The organism is Caldalkalibacillus mannanilyticus JCM 10596 (assembly GCF_000615945.1).
GTDB classification, from domain to species: Bacteria; Bacillota; Bacilli; order Caldalkalibacillales; family JCM-10596; genus Bacillus_AT; species Bacillus_AT mannanilyticus.
The window spans coordinates 89,454-110,084 of record NZ_BAMO01000008.1 but is presented as its reverse complement, the minus strand read 5'-3'; the positions used below and the strand labels follow the sequence as shown (position 1 = coordinate 110,084).

The 20,631-nt window shown below is 40.2% G+C and carries 24 protein-coding genes; all 24 read right to left on the bottom strand.

What is annotated here, in order from left to right:
- Nucleotides 1-34: 34 nt before the first annotated feature.
- Nucleotides 35-328: a hypothetical protein gene (locus tag JCM10596_RS06930; protein WP_025026489.1), complete on the bottom strand. Its 294-nt coding sequence runs from the start codon at nucleotides 326-328 to the stop codon at nucleotides 35-37.
- A gap of 44 nt (nucleotides 329-372) precedes the next feature.
- Nucleotides 373-1,131: a Flp pilus assembly protein CpaB gene (gene cpaB / locus JCM10596_RS06925; protein WP_234410430.1), complete on the bottom strand. Its 759-nt coding sequence runs from the start codon at nucleotides 1,129-1,131 to the stop codon at nucleotides 373-375.
- Nucleotides 1,132-1,157: 26 nt separating this feature from the next.
- On the bottom strand, nucleotides 1,158-1,583 hold the full coding sequence (locus JCM10596_RS06920; protein WP_025026487.1) for a hypothetical protein: 426 nt from the start codon (nucleotides 1,581-1,583) through the stop codon (nucleotides 1,158-1,160).
- Between the two features lie 20 nt (nucleotides 1,584-1,603).
- Entirely contained in the window at nucleotides 1,604-2,104 is a 501-nt protein-coding gene (locus JCM10596_RS27595) for a hypothetical protein (RefSeq protein ID WP_148302527.1), read from the bottom strand.
- Nucleotides 2,101-3,585: a serine/threonine-protein kinase gene (locus JCM10596_RS27590; RefSeq protein ID WP_081791937.1), complete on the bottom strand. Its 1,485-nt coding sequence runs from the start codon at nucleotides 3,583-3,585 to the stop codon at nucleotides 2,101-2,103. The genes JCM10596_RS27595 and JCM10596_RS27590 overlap by 4 nt, the downstream gene beginning before the upstream one ends.
- Nucleotides 3,549-3,671 carry a hypothetical protein gene (locus JCM10596_RS30775; RefSeq protein WP_267879676.1) on the bottom strand — a complete coding sequence of 41 codons (123 nt, stop codon included), beginning with the start codon at nucleotides 3,669-3,671 and terminating at the stop codon, nucleotides 3,549-3,551. Before JCM10596_RS30775 ends, JCM10596_RS27590 begins: the two co-directional genes overlap by 37 nt.
- A gap of 45 nt (nucleotides 3,672-3,716) precedes the next feature.
- Nucleotides 3,717-4,571 (bottom strand): PP2C family protein-serine/threonine phosphatase, encoded by an 855-nt coding sequence (locus JCM10596_RS24335; protein ID WP_025026485.1) that lies wholly within the window; start codon nucleotides 4,569-4,571, stop codon nucleotides 3,717-3,719.
- Nucleotides 4,571-6,244, bottom strand: a complete 1,674-nt coding sequence (locus JCM10596_RS06900; RefSeq protein WP_025026484.1) for a DUF6382 and FHA domain-containing protein — start codon at nucleotides 6,242-6,244, stop codon at nucleotides 4,571-4,573. The genes JCM10596_RS24335 and JCM10596_RS06900 overlap by 1 nt, the downstream gene beginning before the upstream one ends.
- A gap of 37 nt (nucleotides 6,245-6,281) precedes the next feature.
- The gene (locus JCM10596_RS06895; protein WP_025026483.1) at nucleotides 6,282-7,814 is read right to left on the bottom strand and encodes a hypothetical protein; all 1,533 of its coding nucleotides are present in this window, start codon (nucleotides 7,812-7,814) and stop codon (nucleotides 6,282-6,284) included.
- A gap of 53 nt (nucleotides 7,815-7,867) precedes the next feature.
- Nucleotides 7,868-8,848: a hypothetical protein gene (locus JCM10596_RS06890; RefSeq protein ID WP_025026482.1), complete on the bottom strand. Its 981-nt coding sequence runs from the start codon at nucleotides 8,846-8,848 to the stop codon at nucleotides 7,868-7,870.
- A gap of 31 nt (nucleotides 8,849-8,879) precedes the next feature.
- Nucleotides 8,880-9,476 carry a copper amine oxidase N-terminal domain-containing protein gene (locus tag JCM10596_RS24330; protein WP_025026481.1) on the bottom strand — a complete coding sequence of 199 codons (597 nt, stop codon included), beginning with the start codon at nucleotides 9,474-9,476 and terminating at the stop codon, nucleotides 8,880-8,882.
- Nucleotides 9,477-9,553: 77 nt separating this feature from the next.
- Nucleotides 9,554-10,159, bottom strand: a complete 606-nt coding sequence (locus JCM10596_RS24325; protein ID WP_025026480.1) for a copper amine oxidase N-terminal domain-containing protein — start codon at nucleotides 10,157-10,159, stop codon at nucleotides 9,554-9,556.
- Nucleotides 10,160-10,231: 72 nt separating this feature from the next.
- On the bottom strand, nucleotides 10,232-10,765 hold the full coding sequence (locus tag JCM10596_RS06875; protein WP_025026479.1) for a hypothetical protein: 534 nt from the start codon (nucleotides 10,763-10,765) through the stop codon (nucleotides 10,232-10,234).
- A gap of 99 nt (nucleotides 10,766-10,864) precedes the next feature.
- A complete protein-coding gene (locus JCM10596_RS06870; RefSeq protein WP_025026478.1) occupies nucleotides 10,865-11,428 on the bottom strand; it encodes a hypothetical protein in 564 nt (187 codons plus the stop codon).
- A 76-nt stretch (nucleotides 11,429-11,504) separates the two neighbouring features.
- Nucleotides 11,505-12,098, bottom strand: coding sequence for a TadE/TadG family type IV pilus assembly protein (locus JCM10596_RS06865; RefSeq protein ID WP_025026477.1), 594 nt, complete (start codon nucleotides 12,096-12,098; stop codon nucleotides 11,505-11,507).
- Between the two features lie 21 nt (nucleotides 12,099-12,119).
- Nucleotides 12,120-12,650, bottom strand: coding sequence for an A24 family peptidase (locus JCM10596_RS06860; RefSeq protein WP_025026476.1), 531 nt, complete (start codon nucleotides 12,648-12,650; stop codon nucleotides 12,120-12,122).
- Between the two features lie 104 nt (nucleotides 12,651-12,754).
- On the bottom strand, nucleotides 12,755-13,357 hold the full coding sequence (locus tag JCM10596_RS06855) for a hypothetical protein (protein ID WP_025026475.1): 603 nt from the start codon (nucleotides 13,355-13,357) through the stop codon (nucleotides 12,755-12,757).
- A 22-nt stretch (nucleotides 13,358-13,379) separates the two neighbouring features.
- Entirely contained in the window at nucleotides 13,380-15,761 is a 2,382-nt protein-coding gene (locus JCM10596_RS06850) for a hypothetical protein (RefSeq protein WP_025026474.1), read from the bottom strand.
- 27 nt (nucleotides 15,762-15,788) lie between these two features.
- A complete protein-coding gene (locus JCM10596_RS27585) occupies nucleotides 15,789-16,496 on the bottom strand; it encodes a TadE/TadG family type IV pilus assembly protein (RefSeq protein WP_025026473.1) in 708 nt (235 codons plus the stop codon).
- A gap of 115 nt (nucleotides 16,497-16,611) precedes the next feature.
- Nucleotides 16,612-17,307: a stalk domain-containing protein gene (locus JCM10596_RS06840; RefSeq protein ID WP_025026472.1), complete on the bottom strand. Its 696-nt coding sequence runs from the start codon at nucleotides 17,305-17,307 to the stop codon at nucleotides 16,612-16,614.
- Nucleotides 17,308-17,357: 50 nt separating this feature from the next.
- Entirely contained in the window at nucleotides 17,358-17,546 is a 189-nt protein-coding gene (locus tag JCM10596_RS06835) for a Flp1 family type IVb pilin (RefSeq protein ID WP_034680722.1), read from the bottom strand.
- Nucleotides 17,547-17,581: 35 nt separating this feature from the next.
- The gene (locus JCM10596_RS06830; RefSeq protein WP_051541210.1) at nucleotides 17,582-18,448 is read right to left on the bottom strand and encodes a type II secretion system F family protein; all 867 of its coding nucleotides are present in this window, start codon (nucleotides 18,446-18,448) and stop codon (nucleotides 17,582-17,584) included.
- A 4-nt stretch (nucleotides 18,449-18,452) separates the two neighbouring features.
- A complete protein-coding gene (locus tag JCM10596_RS06825) occupies nucleotides 18,453-19,364 on the bottom strand; it encodes a type II secretion system F family protein (protein ID WP_081791935.1) in 912 nt (303 codons plus the stop codon).
- 29 nt (nucleotides 19,365-19,393) lie between these two features.
- Complete coding sequence (locus tag JCM10596_RS06820) at nucleotides 19,394-20,626, bottom strand: TadA family conjugal transfer-associated ATPase (RefSeq protein WP_025026468.1); 1,233 nt, start codon at nucleotides 20,624-20,626, stop codon at nucleotides 19,394-19,396.
- Between the last annotated feature and the right edge of the window lie 5 nt (nucleotides 20,627-20,631).

The following is a 20,631-nucleotide window of genomic DNA, read 5'->3' as shown; positions in this document are numbered from 1 at the left end:
CAATCATTCCATACGAATTCATCTTCATTTTCAATCATGGATTGAAATGCTTTGAAGTCCTTTCTTCGTCCCATTCTCTGATCCACTCTTGTTGAGGTGTGATGCAAATATATTCCACATGAGTACGCTGAAGCTTCTCTAGGAATTGATCCATTTCCTTTTTCTCATTTTCACCCGTAAAGAGAAAGGATGAAAAGATAAGAAATCCCTCTGTCACCTCGTAAATTGAATTGGCATTAGATAAGATATTGGCTTCTTTGTTTTGTGCCAGCAACTCACTTTTAATCATTTGATTTAGTTGTTCGTATCCCGTATAAATGTATATCAATCAAATTCTCTCCCTTATCGTTGCTTTAACTCGACTTATCTCCACTAAATTCCGTTTCCTTTGGCAAGCTTCTTAATTTCTTCCTTCACATCATAGGGATCTTTTTCCGTTGCCACAGGAACTTCATTGCCGTCCTCACCCCAGCGGACAATTGCTCCACTCTTAGGAACCAGACGAATTTGCCCTAGCTGCTCCGCTTTGGCTAGTAAATCAATTTGATCATCGCTCACCGCTAGCTGAATGATCGTCGGGAATAGCTCCACCTTGTTTTCCTGTCCCGACACATTCTTAACTATAATGTTTTCTGCTTGACGATTCTTCGCCCCAATCACCTGTACATTCTGGTACACCCGTCCGCTCACTACCTCATTGCCATAGCCTCGACCTGTAAACCAGATATCTACTAATACGTTTGGAATAATATTTCCTGCCGCACTCTTCTCTAAATCAACCGTCATGGTGTAAAGTCTTTTATTCTCGCCTAGCTTCATGCGTTCGGCATCTAGTAGTTCCTCCTGCGTGACCACTTTGTTCTCATAGAAGAAGCTGTTGTTTGGAATGCCAAAATCGACCTGTGTCCACTTGCCAATAATCTCCTCTTTTGAATGTAGCGCTGTAGGCGGGATGCTTCTTGCCGGTAATTCAATCTCTGTCAGCATTCCTTCTTCAATCTGTGTATATGGCGGTATATCCTGAACAGTTACCGCAATCACAGTAGGTCTAACCTCCGTTTGAACCTTTAGGTCATAGGCTAAATACAAAATACAAATCAAACAAAAGCCCAGAACCAAAGCTAATACCATTCGTTTCAATGTGTTTCACTCCTCTATTATTTATCATCCCAAATACCAATGACTCGGGTTTTCACTTCCAGCTTTTTATCATCCTCAGGTATATCTTCTTGCGTAAATTTGTCCGTTGCCTTCAAGGTCACGCTTTCCATAGGCACCTTCACTTCAAGTGCAATCATAGGCATCCGTTCTGGATGGAAAAAGGCTTCTACTTGTGCGTTTTTACCGATATTTTTCTTAGTCCACTTAGGAAGCACCTCGGTGGCTTTCTCTGGATCAATGCGCACCACATGTCTTGTTCGAAGCGTCCCTATCTCCAGCGATTCATACAGCACATTTTCAACCATATCTCTGGCTCCATCACGTGATTGGTGAGTGGTCATGGCAACGTGCATCAGATCCAAACTTAAAAAAGTAAAAAGACAAAAGATAAGAACAATGATTAAAATCTTTGGAGACTGCATCCACTTTCACTCCCTTTCTATTAATGGAACCATGCCAGAACCAGGACAGCCACCCATGTCCCCAGAGCAATAGGCAACGCCCCAGGCATATTCCCCACCTTGATCGGCAAGCGATTTCGCAGGGAGAGCCATAAGGTATGGATCGCATTGTTTTTCAAAAAATAATACAAACCAAGACAAAACAAGAAGAGCGTTGTAAAAAAGGCAAAGGCATACCCAGCAACGACATAGTCCCCCTGCTGTGTAGAGGTGATCCATATCCCAGAAACCAAGAGCATCTTGGTATCTCCCGGGGAAAAAAAACGAAACGTTTCTAAGAACAAGCCAAGCAATAACCACAGCAATACGCCCCAAAACAAGTAGGCGAGGATCTCCATGCCCTCAAGTCCAAGACAGGTTCGTACAATAAATGGAATAGCTCCGACTAAAAACAAGAGATGCCAGAGGTTTTTCGTCCTCCGAAACCTCAGATCCGTATAGATATTCAAGCTATGATACATCAACAAGATAACTAGAATCATAGAATCCCTTTTTCCAATTCCTTCAGTAATGGCTTGCTCCACTTTCCTGCTTTCAGCTCACCATAGTATACAGGCATGCCCAGCACTCCTGCCCAATTCAACGATTTTCCCTCCGTGCGTTGTACCACGATTTTCCACTGCTTCATATCCACCCGCATCTTGCGCAAGAAATGAAGCTGGGTTTCGGCTAAGCCTAAGTCAGATTCATGATCCTGAACCACCCAAACCACTCGGGTTGCCCAGCGACTCGCTTTCTCCAGAACATTCAAGGAGGAACGACTCTGTAAATCGGCAAAAATCATCCGATTGCCAAAGGCACGCTGACTCTTCATCAGCCAAGACTCTACCACCGTATCATTCCATTCCTTATGCATCGGATAGACCAGAGGAGAAAAAAGGTACTGACCTTGGTAAACCGCTTCTTCTTCCTTTCCTTCCACTGCATCCGCAAGGGTGTAGGTGGTGGGAATCTGCAATCTTCCCGAAAGCTCTCCATAAGGATACTGCACCTCTACTAACGCCGCCTTCCATGCCGTTGCCAATTGCAGAACGAGGCTCGTCGCCCCTGCCCCACCCTTAGGTGAGTAGAACAAGACTCGGTGCGGAATATGGGCATAGCTTGTACTGCTCTGAGCCTCATTGCTCTCTTCCTTTCTACGGAAAAAAGGAAGCTTCAAGGAAGCAAGTGAAAGATTCTTCAGTGTCTTGGTTTCAGATAGCTCTATTTCTTCAGGCTCTGGTGCTTGAGGTGCGGAATAGGAGCAAAGCTGCTCAAGCTCCCGCTTAAACTGCAAGGCGCTGGCAAAGCGCTCAGCCATCTCAAATTGCACCGCCTGATTAATGATCTCCACTAATTCTCGTGGCAGATCGGATCGTACCTGATCTAAAGGCTTTTGGGTCGAATACAAATACTTTCCGCCTGTTAGAAGGAAATACATCATCGCTCCTAGAGAGAAAATATCTGTCCGATGATCCGACTGCGCCTTTTCATCAAATTGCTCTGGAGCAGCAAATCCGACCGTTCCAACGAGCATGGTATCGAATTTTTTCCCCTGCTTATAATTGCGGGCAATACCAAAATCAATCAGGCGAATCTTGTCCTCTGCATCGACCATCACATTCGAAGGCTTCAAATCCCGGTAGATAATAGGCTGAGGAGAACGAGTGTGTAAATAGTGCAGGATGTCACAGATTTGAATCGCATAATCAACAATCTGGGTATAGGGAATATCCCGATTCTGCTGTTCAAACCTTTCAATCAGTGTGTCACCCTTAATATAGTCCATCACCAAATAACTAAAACCGTCTTGGTCTGGCGGATAGTAATCTACCATCTGCGGTAAATTAGGATGATCCAGCTCGACAAGGATTTTTGCCTCGTCAATAAATTGCTGATGAAACTCGACAGGCATAATAATCTCCTTGATCGCCCAGCGCTTGCCCTTCAAGCGTAAATCCTTGGCAAGATAGACCGTTCCCATGCCTCCCTTGCTAGAATCAATTCAATTTCATAGCGCTGACCTAAGATCATTCCTGCTTGTAATCGTGTTGTCATTTCTTGATTCAACGTCTTCTCCTCCCACTCATTCAACCCTAAAAATGTCGAAAAATATTATCTATCCCGGAAAAAAGAGAAAAGGCTTCGCTTTTCTTGTAAAGGCTCCGTTCCCTCCACTTGTTCTTCTGCTCTTAAGAGAATGACCGAAATATTATCATCGGCTCCTGCTTGAAGTGCCAAACGAACCAGTTCATCACTGCTCCATTGCAGCTCCTCCTGTTCTGTCTGAACCTGAAGCAACAAGGAAAGCAGTTCCTGATCACGAAACGGTGTATAAAATCCATCTGTACAGACAAGGAAGGTATCCCCTGCCCCATATTCTCCTTCAAAGCACTCCACCTGCATATCAGGCTCTGCCCCCAAACAACGAGTAATCAAATTGCGCCGAGGATGGATCCGAGCTTCCTCTCTGGTCAGCCGACCTTGACGGACCTGTGAGGCGACCCAGGAATGATCCTCCGTCACCTGAATCAGCTCCTGATCCTCCGCCATAAAATGATACACTCGACTATCTCCCACATGGACAATAAGGTAGGAGCCTGCATAAAGAACCAGGATGGAAAAGGTGGTTCCTAAGCGAATGCCCTGCTGTCTGCCATGCTCCCAAATGCGTTGGTTAATCAGAGGGAACAAAGTACAAAATTCCTTTCTCAGCATCCGTAAGGGCTCTTCTGCCAGCATCAACTGGGCAATATGCTCATCCCACCATCGCTTGACCTGTTCAATCGCCAGCTTACTCGCCACATTCCCAGCGTCCAAGCCTCCCATTCCATCTGCCATTAAGGCAAGAGCAAAATGATCGGCTCCCTCCTCTGTTCCCACTCGAAGAAAACAGCTATCTTCATTCACCAGCTTCGGTCCCTGATGTGTGGAAATCCCATACCGCCACTGAAAAAAGGAAGAACTCACTAGCCCCTGGCTCCTTGTCTAAAGACATACTCTACGCTTTTCCCAATGGCGATCACATCTCCATTACGCACCTCATATTCCTTATAAGGCACAAGCTTCTGACCATTTAGGTTCGTCCCGTTCTTAGAGCTTAAGTCTTTGACATAAAACAAATGATTCTGACTCGTGATTTCAAAATGAGCTCGGGACACTCCATTGGTATTCTCCACATAATGAACCGTCTGAGGATTACGTCCAACAATAAAAGAACTCGTGAGAAGATCAATTCTTTCTGACTTGCCCTCTCTTTCTATTTCGAGATGTGGAGGCACGACCGCTCCTTGTGCCGCTCCCTCTTCCTCTGCTAGAAAGACCGTTTCATCCCGCCCAGACAATAACGTTGTCTGATTCTGTAGCTGATCATAGTAGCTTGCCGCTGCTTGCTCCTGTGCTCTTGCCACCTCACGCTGTGCTGGTTCCTGTACCGCAGGCTGTCGCTCATACAAAGCGGACTGCTCAGGAACATTAGGTTCAATATCCTTCTGAACCACCTGTGTTCGAGGGACTCCCTTCTCTGCATTCGCTCGCGCTGGTGCTGGTGCCGGACTAGAAGCAACAGGTGCTAGCTTCGCCGCTCTCACCCCTGGACGCCAGACAAACATGAGAACAAAGGCAAGATCCAGAATAAGAAGAGTAAAGCCTAAGGAAAGATAGAGAAATCCTTCACTCGGATAATCTAAGTAAAAGCTCCATAGCGCTCCAATCGCTAAGACAGCGAAACAACCCGTATAGACAATGCCTCGTTGAGTCAACGATTCAATATTGCCATCCTCCCGAAAGCCTACCGCTTCCTGAAGCACGACCGGCTGCTCCGCCTTCTTCGTGCCTTTCTGCTTGCCTTGTGACTTCGATTGAGGTGCAGGCGCAGCCTTCTGAGCAGGAGCCTGTTTGACCGGTTTTGCTGGTTTTGACGACGCCCCCCCTTGGGAAGGAGGTGCCATCTGCTTGTCCAGCTGAGGCGTTACAGACGGTTGCTGAGGAGTAAATGAAGGATTTACTGCCGCTTGTCCACTGACCACGCCTACGGCTGTTCCCTCTGCACTGCCACTGTCTCCTGCTTGGATAAGAACGTGAAGCTTCTTCTTCAATCCACTCATCGAGAAATTCTCTTCCTTGAAGTAATTCATAAGCTCCTGAAAGCCACTACCCTGAATCGATTCAATAGCTCCGATTAGATTCATAGCTAGATTCTTAATCTCTTCACGGGTTGTAGTAGACTTCAAGCTCTGCTTCAAAGGAATATAGGTGAAATAAAGGTCGTTCATATCCTGACCCATGAAGATAAAATCCTCATGAATGACGTAATTCTGATCCTCTAACATATAGATTTTGCTATCTTCAGTCGTAGTGACAATGGTTAAGAGTAAGTGAAAATACTGATTCAGGCTGATCTTCTGTCCCTTAAAGACATGAGCCAGCATCCGTTTTCCTGTCACCTTGTAGCGTAGCTTCACTTGAAAATCTCGTTCTTCTACCTCTAAATCTAGCAATCTAGGAATGGGGTTGGATTGAATCATCTTGATCTGAATAGCTGCCAGGTCCTCACTGCTAAGCCCTTCTGCACGATCCAGAAGGAGGTAGGTCCCATGCTTTTCGATATAATCGTAATTCAATCCATATATTTGTTTCGCCATCTGCATCCCCTTCTTTGCTTGTTCTGTAAGTTTCTCATTATTCTAAGTTTTCTTCATTGCCATTTTTGATTTTGAATCTTTTGTAGATATAGTTGTTATCAGGCAAATCCCTTTCCCCTGTCCACCATTTGGCGTAGTTATCCAGAATGGTTGTACCTGACCATGTAGGACCTATTTGGGAGCTGTTTTGTAAGTGGTTGAACGGTTTTGCTGGGTTGATTCGACGGACGTAGATGTCGTCGAAGATGGAGCCTTTGACTTTTATTTCTTTATCAAGGCACTCAGATAGATTTAATCCTGGTCCTACTGTTTCAATTTTTATTTTGTAGGCAATCATGCCATCTGCTTGGTCTAGCTTGGTATAATACGCTCTACCACCAGAAATATAGTTACCATTTGGCTGAACGTTATATACCATTTCTCCTTCAAACATGGGAAGCCATGCCTCTTTCAAATACCAAGTATTTATATGACTTCTATCACCATTAGTAGGTTCTAATTCGTAAATGTTTGGATCATTGTCTACTACAAGAGACACGCGGAACGAACCCGGATACTTTTGTGTATCGTTTGGTGGTGGGTAGTAATTTAACGCACTATCTACCTCAATAACAAAGCCTTGTCCCGCTTTCATTTCAACATTCCCACCTATTTCAGGGAGCTTTTCGAGGGATTGGTCTTCTTTAACTTTGGTAGCATACGCAAGGAGCTCATCGATGTCCAACGTTATTTCAATATCTTGATCTCGACAAATAGGTATTCCTTCTTCATCAACACCGTTGCACCATGTTTCTGTAATCGTAGACATAGCGTCCTTCTCATTAGGTGTACAAATCCTTTTTTGAGGCTCTTTCCCTACTTCAAGAGAAGCCTCTGCCTTATTGTTCGTATAGTCAGATTCCACTATTCTATTTGGTCCTGCTGGATTGATCTCAGCAACAAGCTTGTAATTACCAGGTTCTTCGTTAACTTCCCAGCTGAAAGTAGCCTGATTCTTTTGATCGTAGGCTGTTGAGAAATTGACATCTTTTGAACCCAACTTCCGAACAAGACCATTATTATTATGAAGTTCTAAGGTCACTTCAACCTTAGGAAAGTCTTTTTTAACCCTGTTCCCCACTTTAACTCTAGTATTTAACTGATCCCCTTTAGACACGCTTTTTCTTCCTTCTATGCTCTCAACATAAAAGTCTGCACGGGTGGTGTTGTAGGCGAACAGACTTCCGAGACCTTTTTCATTTGGAACCTGCCTCGTATTAATTCCAAATAAATACAATCCACCTGCTGCCACAATTCCAGAAGATAATCCTACCCCTTGATAATAGCTTGTGATATCTTCTCTTACAGGATAATCAGGAATACTCTGAATCTCTGCTTTTAAAGCAGCTTGTCCCCCTTCGATATTGGATAGTTTAACAAGCTTCCCTTTCGCCGTCCCAAAATGAACCTCGGTTTGTTCCGCATCATTGCCAAACGTTACGACAATTGGGGAGGTTGTTACATTATCTGTGTCATCAGGTAGGGTATACTCCCATAACTTCTTCCCAGTTGTAACATCTATGCCTAACACCTTACCATTTTTTTGAAAACCTCCACTTACTTCAGTGTATCGGTAAGGGACGACTAAGATGTTCTTATATAGGCAGGGGAGTTGTTGCTTAGGGTGGAACCTAGATTATTAGGATAGATTATTCCGTCTTTCCCCGGTATCAAAGGTGCACCATTACTAGCATTTACTGCATAAACGTTTCCTCTTTTGTCTACATAATAGACCCTATCACGACTTTTATCATAGACAGGAGTTGTTGAAACACCAACCTTAGTGTCCCTATACCAGAGAGGCGATAAAGAAGGAGGTCCCACCCCAGAGGTATGCGCCTGCCAAGCTACAACATATCCTCTATCATCCTTACCTTTAATATTATAAGGAACTAGAAATCGGTCCCCACCCATATCTGCAAAAGTACCTGTAATTTCTGCATTAGAATTGTTCATTAACTGGTCAAATTGATAGTCTTTAAATTTAGGTTTTTCAATAAAATTAGGGTCATATTTTACAATATATATCATTGCATTTTTAGATGACGAACCATCCCTTTCTGTTGCCGATGCATAAGCAACTGTGTTATTGCTAAGTAAATGAGGTGCTGAAACTAATCTTACTTCAGTATTTACAACATCCTTTATTGATAAATCATTGGAATTAACCATTACTAGTGATTTGTCCCCACTCCCAATGAATAAAAGATTGTTTCGAGAATCATATGTGGGATCACTCCCTGTATGTATTGCACCACTTACTTTTACTTTTTGAGTTTTATTATGACTAAGAATTCCATTGTTTCCTTCTACACTCACAGGAATTTTATATACATGTGCATCTGCTAAATGGTAAATAAAACTACCTGCAACTAATGGTGATGAAATTGACCATCCAGCATTATACGACCATTTTCGGCTAAGTGGCGTTTCTAATTCATGGTCATTTACAACCCCTGTTCGTTCCTGATTTTTACGAGGCATGTGCCATTCGCTCGCAAAAATGGGATTAACAATTGCAATTAACACTATAATACTAATTACATAGTTAATTTTTTTCTTCAAATTAAGTCACCTATCCTGAATTACCCATATATTAATTAGGGGCTTTCTTCCCTTCAGTACTAGGGGTTTCTGTCGGATACCAAATTCCATCTCTCGGGATAGGAACTCCATTCTCATCAAATCTTACTGTAGGTCCATGACCACCGTTCGATGGCTGTTGAGTGGTTGTTGATGGCTCTGGTTTTCTTGTCGTATCAATAATCACTGTACGAGTCTTCTCATCCCATCCTACATACACTCCCATTGTTTCAGCTATAAAACGTAATGGCACATAGGTTCTTCCACTGGAAACAGTGGCTCTTGTATCAAAAGTCATGGTTGTTCCATTTACTGTTGCTTTGCTTTCACCTATTTTCAAGGAGATGGTTTTATCTTTACTTTTTATTGTAACGATCTGCGTTGTAGAGTTCCAATCGACCTGATAACCTAATTCTTGAGAAATAAAGCGAACTGGAACAATGGTTCTTTTATCTCTATTAATCATTGGTTTAGCATCTGGGAAGTTTACTAGTTTTCCATCAATCGTTACTTTTAGGTCTGAGTTTGCTTTTGCTATCCCTACCATACTGATGGAAGCAATTGAAAAGAATAAAGCAATGGTTAGTAAGGTTACTATAGTTTTTTTCATTTTTTACACTCTCCTTTGGTTTTTGATATTTAATAATTGATTCCAATTATTACTACTTATTCTATGTTTATTTGGAACTAATCGTTCACTATCTTTCCTTCCCAACTTGGGTTCTCGTCTGGGTGCCAAATCCCATCTCTAGGAATAGGAACTCCATTTTCATCAAACCTTACTGTTGGACCATGCCCTCTGTTTGATGGCTGTTGAGTAGCAGTAGACGGCTCTGGTTTTCTCGTCGTATCAATAATCACTGTACTTGTCTTCCCGTCCCACCCTACAAACACTCCCATCGTTTCAGCTATAAAACGTAATGGCACATAGGTTCTTCCATTGGAAACAGTTGCTCTTGTATCGAAGGTCATTGTTGATCCATTCACCGTTGCATTGCTTTCTCCTATTTTTAAGGAGATAGTTTTGTCGGTACTTTTAATTGTGACCATTTGATTATCTGAGTTCCAGTCAACTTGGTAGCCTAGCTCCTCTGAGATGAAACGAACTGGGACAATGGTTCTTTTGTCTTGGTTAATCATTGGTTTAGCATCAGGAAAGTTTGCTGGACTTCCATCAATAGATAGTTTTAGGTCTGAGTTTGCTTCTGCTGTTCCTGCCATATTGATCGATAACAGTGAAAGAAATAGTGTAAATAATAACAAGAGTAGGGTTGTTTTTTTGATTTTAGACACTCCTTTGGTTTGTAGAGGATTTATGTCCTGTTAATATATATTGCTTTTTTGGGAACCACCGTGACCTCTGACTTAATTAATATAATAGCTAGCTAAGAAGCTACCATTTCCATTTTTAATGAACATTTTCTTTTCTTTAGTAAATGCAACTTCTTTCACTTCTTCTGTTTCTATTTCGGTAAAAATGTGTTGAACATCTTTTTCAGAGGCATTAGGCATTACAGCATAAATTGCTATTTTGTAAAAGAGATCTCTAATATCAGGAGATAAATTCGGTTCATGCTTTAAAGATATCCCCCAAAGCTCATCTAGCTCCCTTCCTGTAAATACAACTCTAACTTCATCAAACACGAAAATATCTTGAGCCTCTTTCCCATCCGAATCAGTTCCATTTTTTCCTTCAAGCGTATATTCCGTATAATCCAATTCAAGCTTCTCTAATGCCTGAGCCCAATTGTTTGTGAGTTCTTCTAATGTGAAAGATCTTTTATCATCTTCGGTTGATTCAACTTCATTATCTACATTTACATTTTCTTTATTAGAGCATCCAACAATTGTAAGGATGCTGACCATGAGTAGCACTATGAATAAATTATTTTTTTTCAATGATCTCACTCCCTGTTATGATTATTTTAATAACACTATATTTTCTTTTATCAAATATCTAACATCTTAGATCTCTTTTTATGTAGCGAAAAGGTCTACTTAAGGAAGATAATATCCACCAACAATTTTATCCAACATAATCCAAAATCTAATATTATGATCTTCAAAATATACTGTTTCGTTCTCTATATTATCTAAAATATATTCAACTTCTTCATCTGATGCTTCTGGATATACTGTATATATTACCAATCTGTCAAAACGACCTTTTATAGTAGGATTTACTTTATCTCTTTTTGCCAAAACTACAAAATATATCTTCTTATGGTCCGAATCAGTATGTAAACGAAGTTCCAAACCATCGTTAAATTGATAAGTATATGTTTTTGAATCATCCACTTCCACTATCTTAAATTCACCAATCTTATCTTTAACACCTAGTTTATCTGCGGCATTATTCCATTTTTCTTTAATTTCCTCATGTGTAAAGTAGGGTATGTTATCTTCTTCCTCTTCAGCCTCCACTTCAACATCTACATCTTCTACTAGATTACTTTTTCCCTCTGTTTCTTGATTAGTTGATACATCCTCTTTGTTTGTGCAACCCACAAATGTCATAATACTAACTAACAATATAAATACTAACCATTTTGCGTTTTTCATTTATTCTTCTCCTAATAGTCGATCTATTTCATTTGTCTATCAGTTCTCATCAAATACATACTCTCATTTTCCAACCTTAGGGATTCCCTATCCATACCCTTTCCATTGCCTTCTTTTTGATCTTTACATCTTTTTCAATGAAAGGTACGGGGAAGGTAAAGGTGTATTCTATCTCTATTCCAAAATATAATCGATCCTTAGTTCTAAGATTTGGTGCTGTAATGCCAGTGACTCTTAACCGTTCAGGATCAATTATACTCTCATCAGCAAAGGCAACCACGGCTGGTTTGAATGCACTATAGACAGCCTCATTCACATGCCCTATCATTTGATCGCGTTTTTGAGTGTACAAATGTATAGGTTCTGGAAACAAACTTTCATACTCTGTCAGGATACTGTCAGCCTTAATCGCTGTATCAGAAACCTTATCATATATTTCATGGGTCTTCTTCCCATATTTTGTTTGTGAAAACCAATCATAACTGGTATAGACCGGATACAGATGTGTTGAGATCTGTTTAGTCGATTCTGACACAGCATTCTCTAGTGCAATATCTACTCTAGCCAATTGAATCATGGTTATTAAAAATATGATAAAGAATATGAAGAAAGGGAAGACAAGCGCTGCTTCTAAAGTGATGCTTCCATCTTCTTTTTTAAACCTTCCCATACTTCCTTGCCCCTTCTCTTTCTATATTGTTATATATAAATATATTGTTGTGATCATGGCTGGTAAAACAGCATACATGAACGGAAATGTCATTGCTTCTTTTTTATCAATCGCTACGATTGATTTATAGTCTCGAAACATAATTAAATTTAGAATACGGTAAAAAATATTTCTAATTCTAATCCAAAATTCTTTTTTAAATAGTAATATAATGATCCCTATAAATGCCGCATAAAAAATGGAATACATCATTCCATACAATGTAATTTCAAGCCCCGTTAATGCCCCGATAGCACCAAATAATTTAACATCTCCAGCACTTATGGCTTTGATGAGGTATAAAACAAACATGACTCCAAACCCTACTAAAAAACCGACAAAGGAAAAGAGCAAGCCACCCCATCCATCTACAATTAAATAGTAGAGAAAACCTATTGCTGCACCACTTACTGTTAACCAATTGGGTATTTTTGAAGTTCGTGCATCCGTATAGAATGCAATGAGCAAAAATATTCCTAAAAGAACATATAAGACAATTTCACTATTTTCCATTTTTCTTTCCTCTTTACTTACTGTCGTTAGCTTTCTTCCCGCATCGCCTTTCGTTGATAATCCTTTCGATACGGGAATTAGCCGTTCTTTTTCACTTCAAATTTCTATTCTTTAACTTTAAAATCCCAACTAAGACTTGTATCATTACTGTCATAGTTATTTATTATCAAAGTATATTTTTCTAAATCATGTGCTACAAAATAAAACTTTCCTTCATTTACTTGTCCTACCTCAGTATATCTATACCCTTGTATTTTATCATCAATATCATCAATTACTGCACCTGCTTGACTGGTACTTCCTTCTTCATCAGTTATCCAAAAGTGGGGTAATTTCGTAAAACCATCATCTATTTTTATGCTTTTTACACTAGCATCAACTATTAAGAATTTACCAGTTCCTGAAAATGCACTTCGTAATTCTCCATCATCAAAAGTGTAATCTTCTATATGATCAGCGATTTTTGCTGAATGTAGTGTAATCTCAAAATAATCGCTTTTTTTTGTTTTTTCACCTATAATCTCTAACTCAACCTCATTAAAATCGTTCTTTCCCTTTTCTTTTTTTTGTTCTGTGTTATCCACTGCTGACTCTACTTCATTTCCTATAGCATCAGAGGTTGAATCTTCGCTACCACATGCACTCAATACACTTATACTGATCAATAATATAACCATTAATAACAATATTTTCTTTAAATGAACCATTCTTATCCCTTCTTTCTACAATTTAGTAATAATTAGACACTTTCTTTTGAATAATATACCTATTTTCCTCATCCAATTTACCTTCTAATACCCCTACTACATTGAGTTGACGCACGATACCTGGTAAAAACCATAGTTTTACAGAAGCTTCAGCTTCTACTGCAAAATACGTATTTTTTTCCCTTAAATCAAAAGTAATTTGACCTCCACCATCAGAGCTATCCCCCTCACGGTAACTCATTAAGGATTGCATTCGTACATACCTCTTCTCTCTATTTAAATGAAGTAGTAAAAGTAAACGAAGATAATCTTTATATGTGGTCTTAATTTGGGGTAATAAAGACGAAAGCTCAATAGATTCACCCATCAACAACTTAATCATATCTTGTACAGAATGTTTAATCCCATAAGCTATTGCTTTCACAAATGCGACTAATGGATGAAATGACGCATTTTGTACTAACCCCTCCAAAGTACGAATTGCAAGTCTAATTAAAAATATTTCAGTATAGGTAAGAGCTACATTTGCTCCCGGTCTATGCATTCCATTAATAATATATTCAACCTCTTGTTTATCTACATCAAAAATCGTAATGACACTAGATAAATCCTCTAAGATTGTAGTAAATTGCTCTACATCAACTTCCTCTCCACTTCCAAGGGAAGACAAGGAGTTGGTTAATTTCAAAGAGTCAATTTGTTTTTTTAAGCTGTCAAAATTATTAAAGTAGAGTAATGCGTACTCATTGACATACAACTCATCTCGCATATCCTCTAAGAGATTAGCAATACCCTTAAATAGGGTCGTCATTTGGTCGGTAGCTTGCGTTGTGGCTTTTTTAGGGTCATCATTTACCTTTTGTTTTGCAGGGTCTTCTTGAATACTCTTAAACTCTTGCAAGAACTGTGAATAGCTCGAATGATACCCTTCTAGCCGGTTATAATTATTACGCACTTCGCCTGCTGCTTGATCTATAGATTGTAAGACTTCAAGAATGCGCAGTACTTCCTTCAGACCAAGCTCCGCCTCCTCTTCTGCTTTCTTTTTTTCTTTCTCATCCAATGGTACTCCCTTCATCTCACGTGCAGGCATCTCAAATGGATTCTTTTTGAACTGGATATAGAACTCTTCCAGTTTTTTTAATTCCTTATAGAGCGAGCTAGCAATGGATCGGGCAGTATCGGGCGATGGATTTCTGCTGGTTGGAATTTCCTGATCCGAACGTTTCTTATAGTTCGTGTAATGGACTTCCAATTCCTCCAAGACCTTAATCTGCTTATCCGTTTCCTCTATATACTTGTCGTACCATTCGTCTTCATCCACATGGATAGTTGAACCCGCATTACCGGTAATGCCATTTAATTTCTCGGTATCCCCTTGGCTCATTTCACCTGCCGATTGACGCGGTTCGTTACCAACTCGATCATAACTAGCCAGATCTGGATTGCTTCCTGCTTTCTCAATTTCTGCTCTTACTTTCGCATTAAGCTCCTTGGCTTCAGTCAACATTTCTTTTCGTTTAGTCAGCAATTTGATATTATCATCGATAAGCTTACTTACCTTTTGGTTGCTCCAGAAACGGGCAACATTTTTTTCATATTCTTCATAGAATCCAAAGATTACTTCTTCCTCAGAACCTTTACTAGCATTGTCTTGGAGCTGTTGATAGTAGAATAGTTTATTATAGACGTATACCTGATAACCATAGATAATGTCACTAAACTTCTCTACAACGACGATTTCCATGTCCTCTTTCGCTACTGGAAACCCCTCTAAGCCATAGGGTAGCCTATTGGGTAGGAGCCTATCCATTTCAGCGATTAATAGCTTTGTGTTTTCATCTACCTGCTTTTTATTTTGTTCAATCTTTTTTATTAGATCTTCGCGTTTTTTATAGATTTTGTCTATTTCACTTAACACTTCTACAGTTTCAGTGGATTTTTTCAGGGCTTTCGCCAGCGGTCCCAGCTTATTCACCACTTCTATAGTAAATTCTACAGGGGCTTTGTATTTCATGTCCTCTAGAATCTGGTATTCAAAGATGTCTGGACGGGCAATTTCTCCTTTTCGTGATACTGTAATGTCGTTAAATTGTGTATCAACAAATTGAAAGTAGCCTTCCTCTTTTTCCGCTAGATTGCCTTTGATAATATCTTCGATGAGTTGATCTAGTTCCTCCTCAGTTAAATCATGGGCAAACAGTCCATATGAGTGAAGCAACGTCGAGTCGAATCCAGACATTACTGAACGAAGTGCTGCTTTGGTTGCCAGCTCTGCTTGTTTGTTGGCTGCCATAATTCGTGCATAGTCAATTAAGACGGCATTAAAGAAAAAAACAGCTGCAATTATAATGATTAAGAAGATCGTTACAGATCCCTTTTCTTTTCTCATCAAACACTTCAATGTAATACCTCCGGGTCATCTATTATTCTATTCTTTCATCAGGGATTCGACTTGACTTTGGTTCGAAAAATGTTTTTTGACTCGCTTGGAATACATGCGGACAAATTCAACATTACGGATAAATTCGACTGGTTCAGTGATGGTCGATGTAGCCTGTGCTTTTACTGAATTTCCTACGATCTTTTCCAAGAAGGGAGGAAGCTTCAAAGGATTGGATAATTCTACTTCAATACTGCGATATACAACATAGTTTTTGTATGTAATATTGCCTGATACTCCTGCCGGGAGCATTCCAGAGTCGATGATGCGCGTCAGCTTCTCCCCAGATTTAGAACTTGAGGCTCCGACCGCACTTCCTTTACTAAAATTCATGGCGGTTTGGGCGGGGGATTCCGTTCTTGTCACGGCACCGTACACGATACCCAAGAGTTCACCAACTCGCCAGTATAAGCCATCTCGTTGATTTCTGTTCAAAAATTCTTTGGTGTTATCAGGAGTTATCGCTCCTGAAGCGCCTTGTATTTCACCTGTTATAGGATCTTTGTGACTATTACTCCACACATAGGCAGCTCTTTCAGCCATTTGGTTGGCTATGTAGTACAGCTGGACTTTTTGGTAAATATAGAGACTAAAGATGATAAACATAATAGTGACAAAAAATATAACTGGAAATATGATGGCCGCTTCGATCGTAAAACTACCTCTCTCGTCTTTTCTAAATTGAAATATGTTCATCGATCGATACGATCCTCTCTCCTATAGATGTGTGATCCAAACCGCTGATGTTGTCATTGATTGCTCAGCGGTTTGGTTTAATCATTTTAATGACTAGCTAATTATTTAAAGAATATTAGCGATAAGAGCCGGTGAGAAACACGTTTTCGTTTTCACCCCATGTTTCTCCACTCATACTAAGCTTAAGCTCTTTTATTCCCCCGATTTCAATTTCAATATTTTGGATATTTTGATCCGCTGCATCTGTTAAAGTAATTTCTTTTAATAGGGTTTCTCCATTAAATATTTTAACTTTAACTTCCCTATTCGTTTCATTAACTTTTACTAAAGTAAGACTAGCTACTTGATATCTACCATTAGGTATTAGAGTAGTATGACTTTCCGACATAGTAAGGTTTCTTATGATTATACCCTCTTTATAATCCTTACCATTTTGAATAGTAAATGCCTTATCTGTCGTAATATCTGCGCGATTATTTTTTTTAATTGGCTCCTTTGTAATTAGAACAGAAGTAGACTTTTCACCTAAAGTAATAGTCTTCGTCTTACTATCCCAGTCTACAGCGACATTAACCGCTTCGGATACCGCTCGTACAGGTAGATATGTAGTTCCTTGGTAAGAAATTGGAGCAATTCTTTTCCCAGATTGATCTTTAGGCGTCCAGCCTTTTCCATCTAGTTCAAATTTAATTTCATGGTTAAGCTGTGCTTGAATGTTTTCTAATAAAGAGCTTGCACCAGCGCCCATGACACTTCCTAATGCCACCGCTGATACAACAATCCCTGTGAAAATTCTTTTTTTAATTTGCATTCTTCTGCCTCCTGATGTTAGTGAAATCTAGTAACTTGGTAGATTAGTTACTATTTGATTTCTACCTTTTTATCTTGCTCGAGGTAATCACCTGTTTCACCGATTACTTTGTTTACCCACTCAATAATTCTTTTTCTAAATAGGACAGCTAGCCCTACTAAAACAGCAACAATTAATAAGATCTCTAATGTCCCCAAACCTTCTTCATCATTCCAGAACTTCTTTATTGCGTTTAACATCCATCTCACCTCCTTTACAGAATGTAATAACCTTATTAATTCATCATTTGCATGGCTGGATAGCCAATAATGACAAGAATAATTAAAAAGATCAGGACCATAGGGAACAACAGCTTAGAAGATGCTTGTTCCCCAATTGTTCTCGCCAATACTTTACGTTTCTCCCATAATTCATGGGATAAACCACGTAAGGAGTCTGCCAGTTCATTGCCTCCTCTTCGATAATTAAGAAGGACACTTGTTACAAAGACAGAAACCTCCTGCACTCCACATCTTTTAGCAAAATCCTCTAGACTTTGAGCAAAAGAGCGATTCAATTGTAATTCATTCTTCAGTTCAAGAAGCTCGGTATAGAATGGGCTTACATCCATCTCTTCTTTCTGTTCAATACAACGCAGAATCGCTTTTTGAATGGTTTCTCCCGCGTTAATCAGGAGGACTAACTTACTGACAAACTCCGTTAAATCTAGTAATATACTTTCTCTTCGTTTCTTGATTTTCGTTTCTAGTTCGCGAATCAGGGCATAGGCTATAATCGGCAAAACAATCAGGACAAAATACAAGACTTCAATGTTTCCTCCATCCAATATCCCAACGATTAAACCTCCGAACAAGACAACCATAAGCACTGATACGATTTGAGCCAAATACATTTTGGTACAATAAATTCCATCTTTCAGTCCATAGATCAGAATGATCTTCTGATGAACTCTTCGATAAAGCAAGCTGTTCTCATTCATACGCAGGATCTCTAGTAAGCGAAGGGAAGCAGGCGCTAAGCCTAGCAGCTTAAAATCCTTGGGATAGTTCGCTACGATTTCTTTGTTCTGCTGTCCTGCACTAACAGCTAGAAAGAGAACCAATAAAACGAGAGGAGCCGCAATGGATAGTAATATTAGCATTGTTTCACACCTTGATATTCATAATTTTTGTACTTAACCAATAGGCAAAAGCAACTCCGATGAGGGCACCCGTCATAACAAAGACTCCCCCAGTCCTCAGCTGATAGAGCGGCTCCATATATTCTTGTGAAGAAAAGCTGAGTAAGGCAACAAATGCTAGAGGGGCAACTGTTAATATTTGCGATTCAAATTTTTTCTGAGCAATTAAGACTGATATTTCTTGTTTGATCTCTAGCTTTTCTCCAATAATATTGGCGGTTTTTCTGATCACTTCTATTAGATCTCCACCTGTGCGTTTGCAGGTAATAAAGACGTCAGAGAAGCTTTGAATATCTTCGAGCTTGGCTCTCGCACTAAAATCAGCAATCGCGTTCTCAATCGTTTCGCCATTCTCTACTTTTCTATTAATAAGTTCGATCTCACGAATAATATGAACATCTGTGTGTCCAAAGAGCATCTTAAGATCCTCTACAATATCTCGAAAAGCATTTTCAACCGATTTTCCGACGGCTAAGGCAGAAGCTAAGGAGTATAAGGCATGCTTGAATTGAATGGAAAGCTCTTGCTTTCTCTTTTCTACGAGTTGCTTAGTTCGTAGCTTCGGATAGTAAAAACCTAATAGTGCAAGCACTCCAGAAACAATAAGGTTCTGATAAAATATGAAGCCAATGAGAAAGAAGACAGCTCCTGAGACCAGAATATAAAAGATTTTTTCTCCCGCTGACATGATATAGACTCCATAATCTACAGCCGCGAGCTTCCCCTCTGCCACAGGCTTGGTCTTAATGGTAGTGGGCGATTGCTTTTCTATTTCATCTATTGTCTTCTCGTTCTTTTTTTTCCGATCTAGGATCACGAAGATCCCTATGGTGACGATCACCGCAACTAGAGCGATCAGAATAATATCCATGTTCATCTTTTCACCTACTTATCTCGTTAAACGATTTAGTACGAGAGGTCCCGTATTCCAGCCATTCGTAGCTTCATCGTATCATGCAATGTATTTCCTGTATGCTTCAATTCGCCAATGACCTTTCCGTCTGCGGTTTCCCCTTCTTCGACGAATTCATAAAGGCGGTTGAGCTTGATTTCCCCATTCTCCATCCCAATGATTTCACTAATCTCTGTCACTCGCCTTGATTTATCTCGGATTCGCGTGAGATGCACCATAATGTCAATTGCGGAGCAGATTTGCTTCCGAATCACTTCGACAGGCAGGTGAGCTCCACTTAGAACCATGGTTTCCAAGCGGCTAAGCATATCTTCGGTGGAGTTGGCATGACCTGTGGAGAGAGAGCCGTCATGACCTGTGTTCATGGCTTGGAGCATATCGAGCGCTTCAGCGCCACGCACCTCTCCGACAATAATTCGATTGGGTCGCATACGCAGAGAGGACTTAATCAGTTGACGAATGCTGATCTCCCCTTTTCCCTCAGCGTTGGCATTTCTTGTTTCCATGGCGACTAGGTTCTTCACATTCTTGATTTGCAGCTCTGCTGAATCCTCGATGGTAATAATCCGCTCGTCTTCTGGAATGAAATTGGACAAGGCATTTAAGAAGGTTGTCTTTCCTGACCCTGTTCCCCCACCAATAAAAATATTGTATTTTGCCTCCACTAAACAGCGCAAAAAATCTGCTGCACTTCTGGGAAGAGAGCCTTTTCCGATGAGAATATCGATTGTCATCGGGCTTTCGGGGAACTTACGAATGGTCATGGTAGGTCCCTTCAAAGCGATCGGAGGTAACACAACATTGACACGCGAGCCATCTAACAGCCTGGCATCTACAATAGGGGAAAATTCATTAACCACCCGATTGACCTTTCCCACAATAAGCTGAATAATATCTTCTAATCGTGCTTGACTCTCAAAGCGAAGCGGTACTTGAACAACACGCCCGTCACGCTCGATAAAAATCTCATCCGCACTGTTAATCATAATCTCCGTGATTGTGTTATCATCAATAAGTGGCTGTAAGACGTCCAACCCACGAAAAGAACTATAAATTTGCTTAACTAAATCAGATTTTTCACTGGCTGTAAGGTACTCCTCCCTCGCATATTGAAAGACGACTTGCTCAATCTGTTCAAATAAATCTTCATCCGAGGTAGAGCTAGATAGATCTAGGTTTTCACGTATCCTTGCTTTTAGTTTCTGAACGATTTCCATATCTGTCATCTTAG

Bases quoted from the DNA above. Each gene is read 5' to 3' on its own strand.
- JCM10596_RS27595 (WP_148302527.1), bottom strand. From the start codon at position 2,104: ATGATTCTAGTTATCTTGTTGATGTATCATAGCTTGAATATCTATACG.
- JCM10596_RS24330 (WP_025026481.1), bottom strand. From the start codon at position 9,476: ATGAAAAAAACTATAGTAACCTTACTAACCATTGCTTTATTCTTTTCA.
- cpaB (WP_234410430.1), bottom strand. From the start codon at position 1,131: ATGGTATTAGCTTTGGTTCTGGGCTTTTGTTTGATTTGTATTTTGTAT.
- JCM10596_RS06830 (WP_051541210.1), bottom strand. From the start codon at position 18,448: ATGCTAATATTACTATCCATTGCGGCTCCTCTCGTTTTATTGGTTCTC.
- JCM10596_RS06900 (WP_025026484.1), bottom strand. From the start codon at position 6,244: ATGGCGAAACAAATATATGGATTGAATTACGATTATATCGAAAAGCAT.
- JCM10596_RS06920 (WP_025026487.1), bottom strand. From the start codon at position 1,583: ATGCAGTCTCCAAAGATTTTAATCATTGTTCTTATCTTTTGTCTTTTT.
- JCM10596_RS27590 (WP_081791937.1), bottom strand. From the start codon at position 3,585: ATGGGAACGGTCTATCTTGCCAAGGATTTACGCTTGAAGGGCAAGCGC.
- JCM10596_RS27585 (WP_025026473.1), bottom strand. From the start codon at position 16,496: ATGAACATATTTCAATTTAGAAAAGACGAGAGAGGTAGTTTTACGATC.
- JCM10596_RS06840 (WP_025026472.1), bottom strand. From the start codon at position 17,307: ATGCAAATTAAAAAAAGAATTTTCACAGGGATTGTTGTATCAGCGGTG.
- JCM10596_RS06835 (WP_034680722.1), bottom strand. From the start codon at position 17,546: ATGTTAAACGCAATAAAGAAGTTCTGGAATGATGAAGAAGGTTTGGGG.
- JCM10596_RS06855 (WP_025026475.1), bottom strand. From the start codon at position 13,357: ATGGTTCATTTAAAGAAAATATTGTTATTAATGGTTATATTATTGATC.
- JCM10596_RS06825 (WP_081791935.1), bottom strand. From the start codon at position 19,364: ATGAACATGGATATTATTCTGATCGCTCTAGTTGCGGTGATCGTCACC.
- JCM10596_RS06865 (WP_025026477.1), bottom strand. From the start codon at position 12,098: ATGGGAAGGTTTAAAAAAGAAGATGGAAGCATCACTTTAGAAGCAGCG.
- JCM10596_RS06820 (WP_025026468.1), bottom strand. From the start codon at position 20,626: ATGACAGATATGGAAATCGTTCAGAAACTAAAAGCAAGGATACGTGAA.
- JCM10596_RS06870 (WP_025026478.1), bottom strand. From the start codon at position 11,428: ATGAAAAACGCAAAATGGTTAGTATTTATATTGTTAGTTAGTATTATG.
- JCM10596_RS06860 (WP_025026476.1), bottom strand. From the start codon at position 12,650: ATGGAAAATAGTGAAATTGTCTTATATGTTCTTTTAGGAATATTTTTG.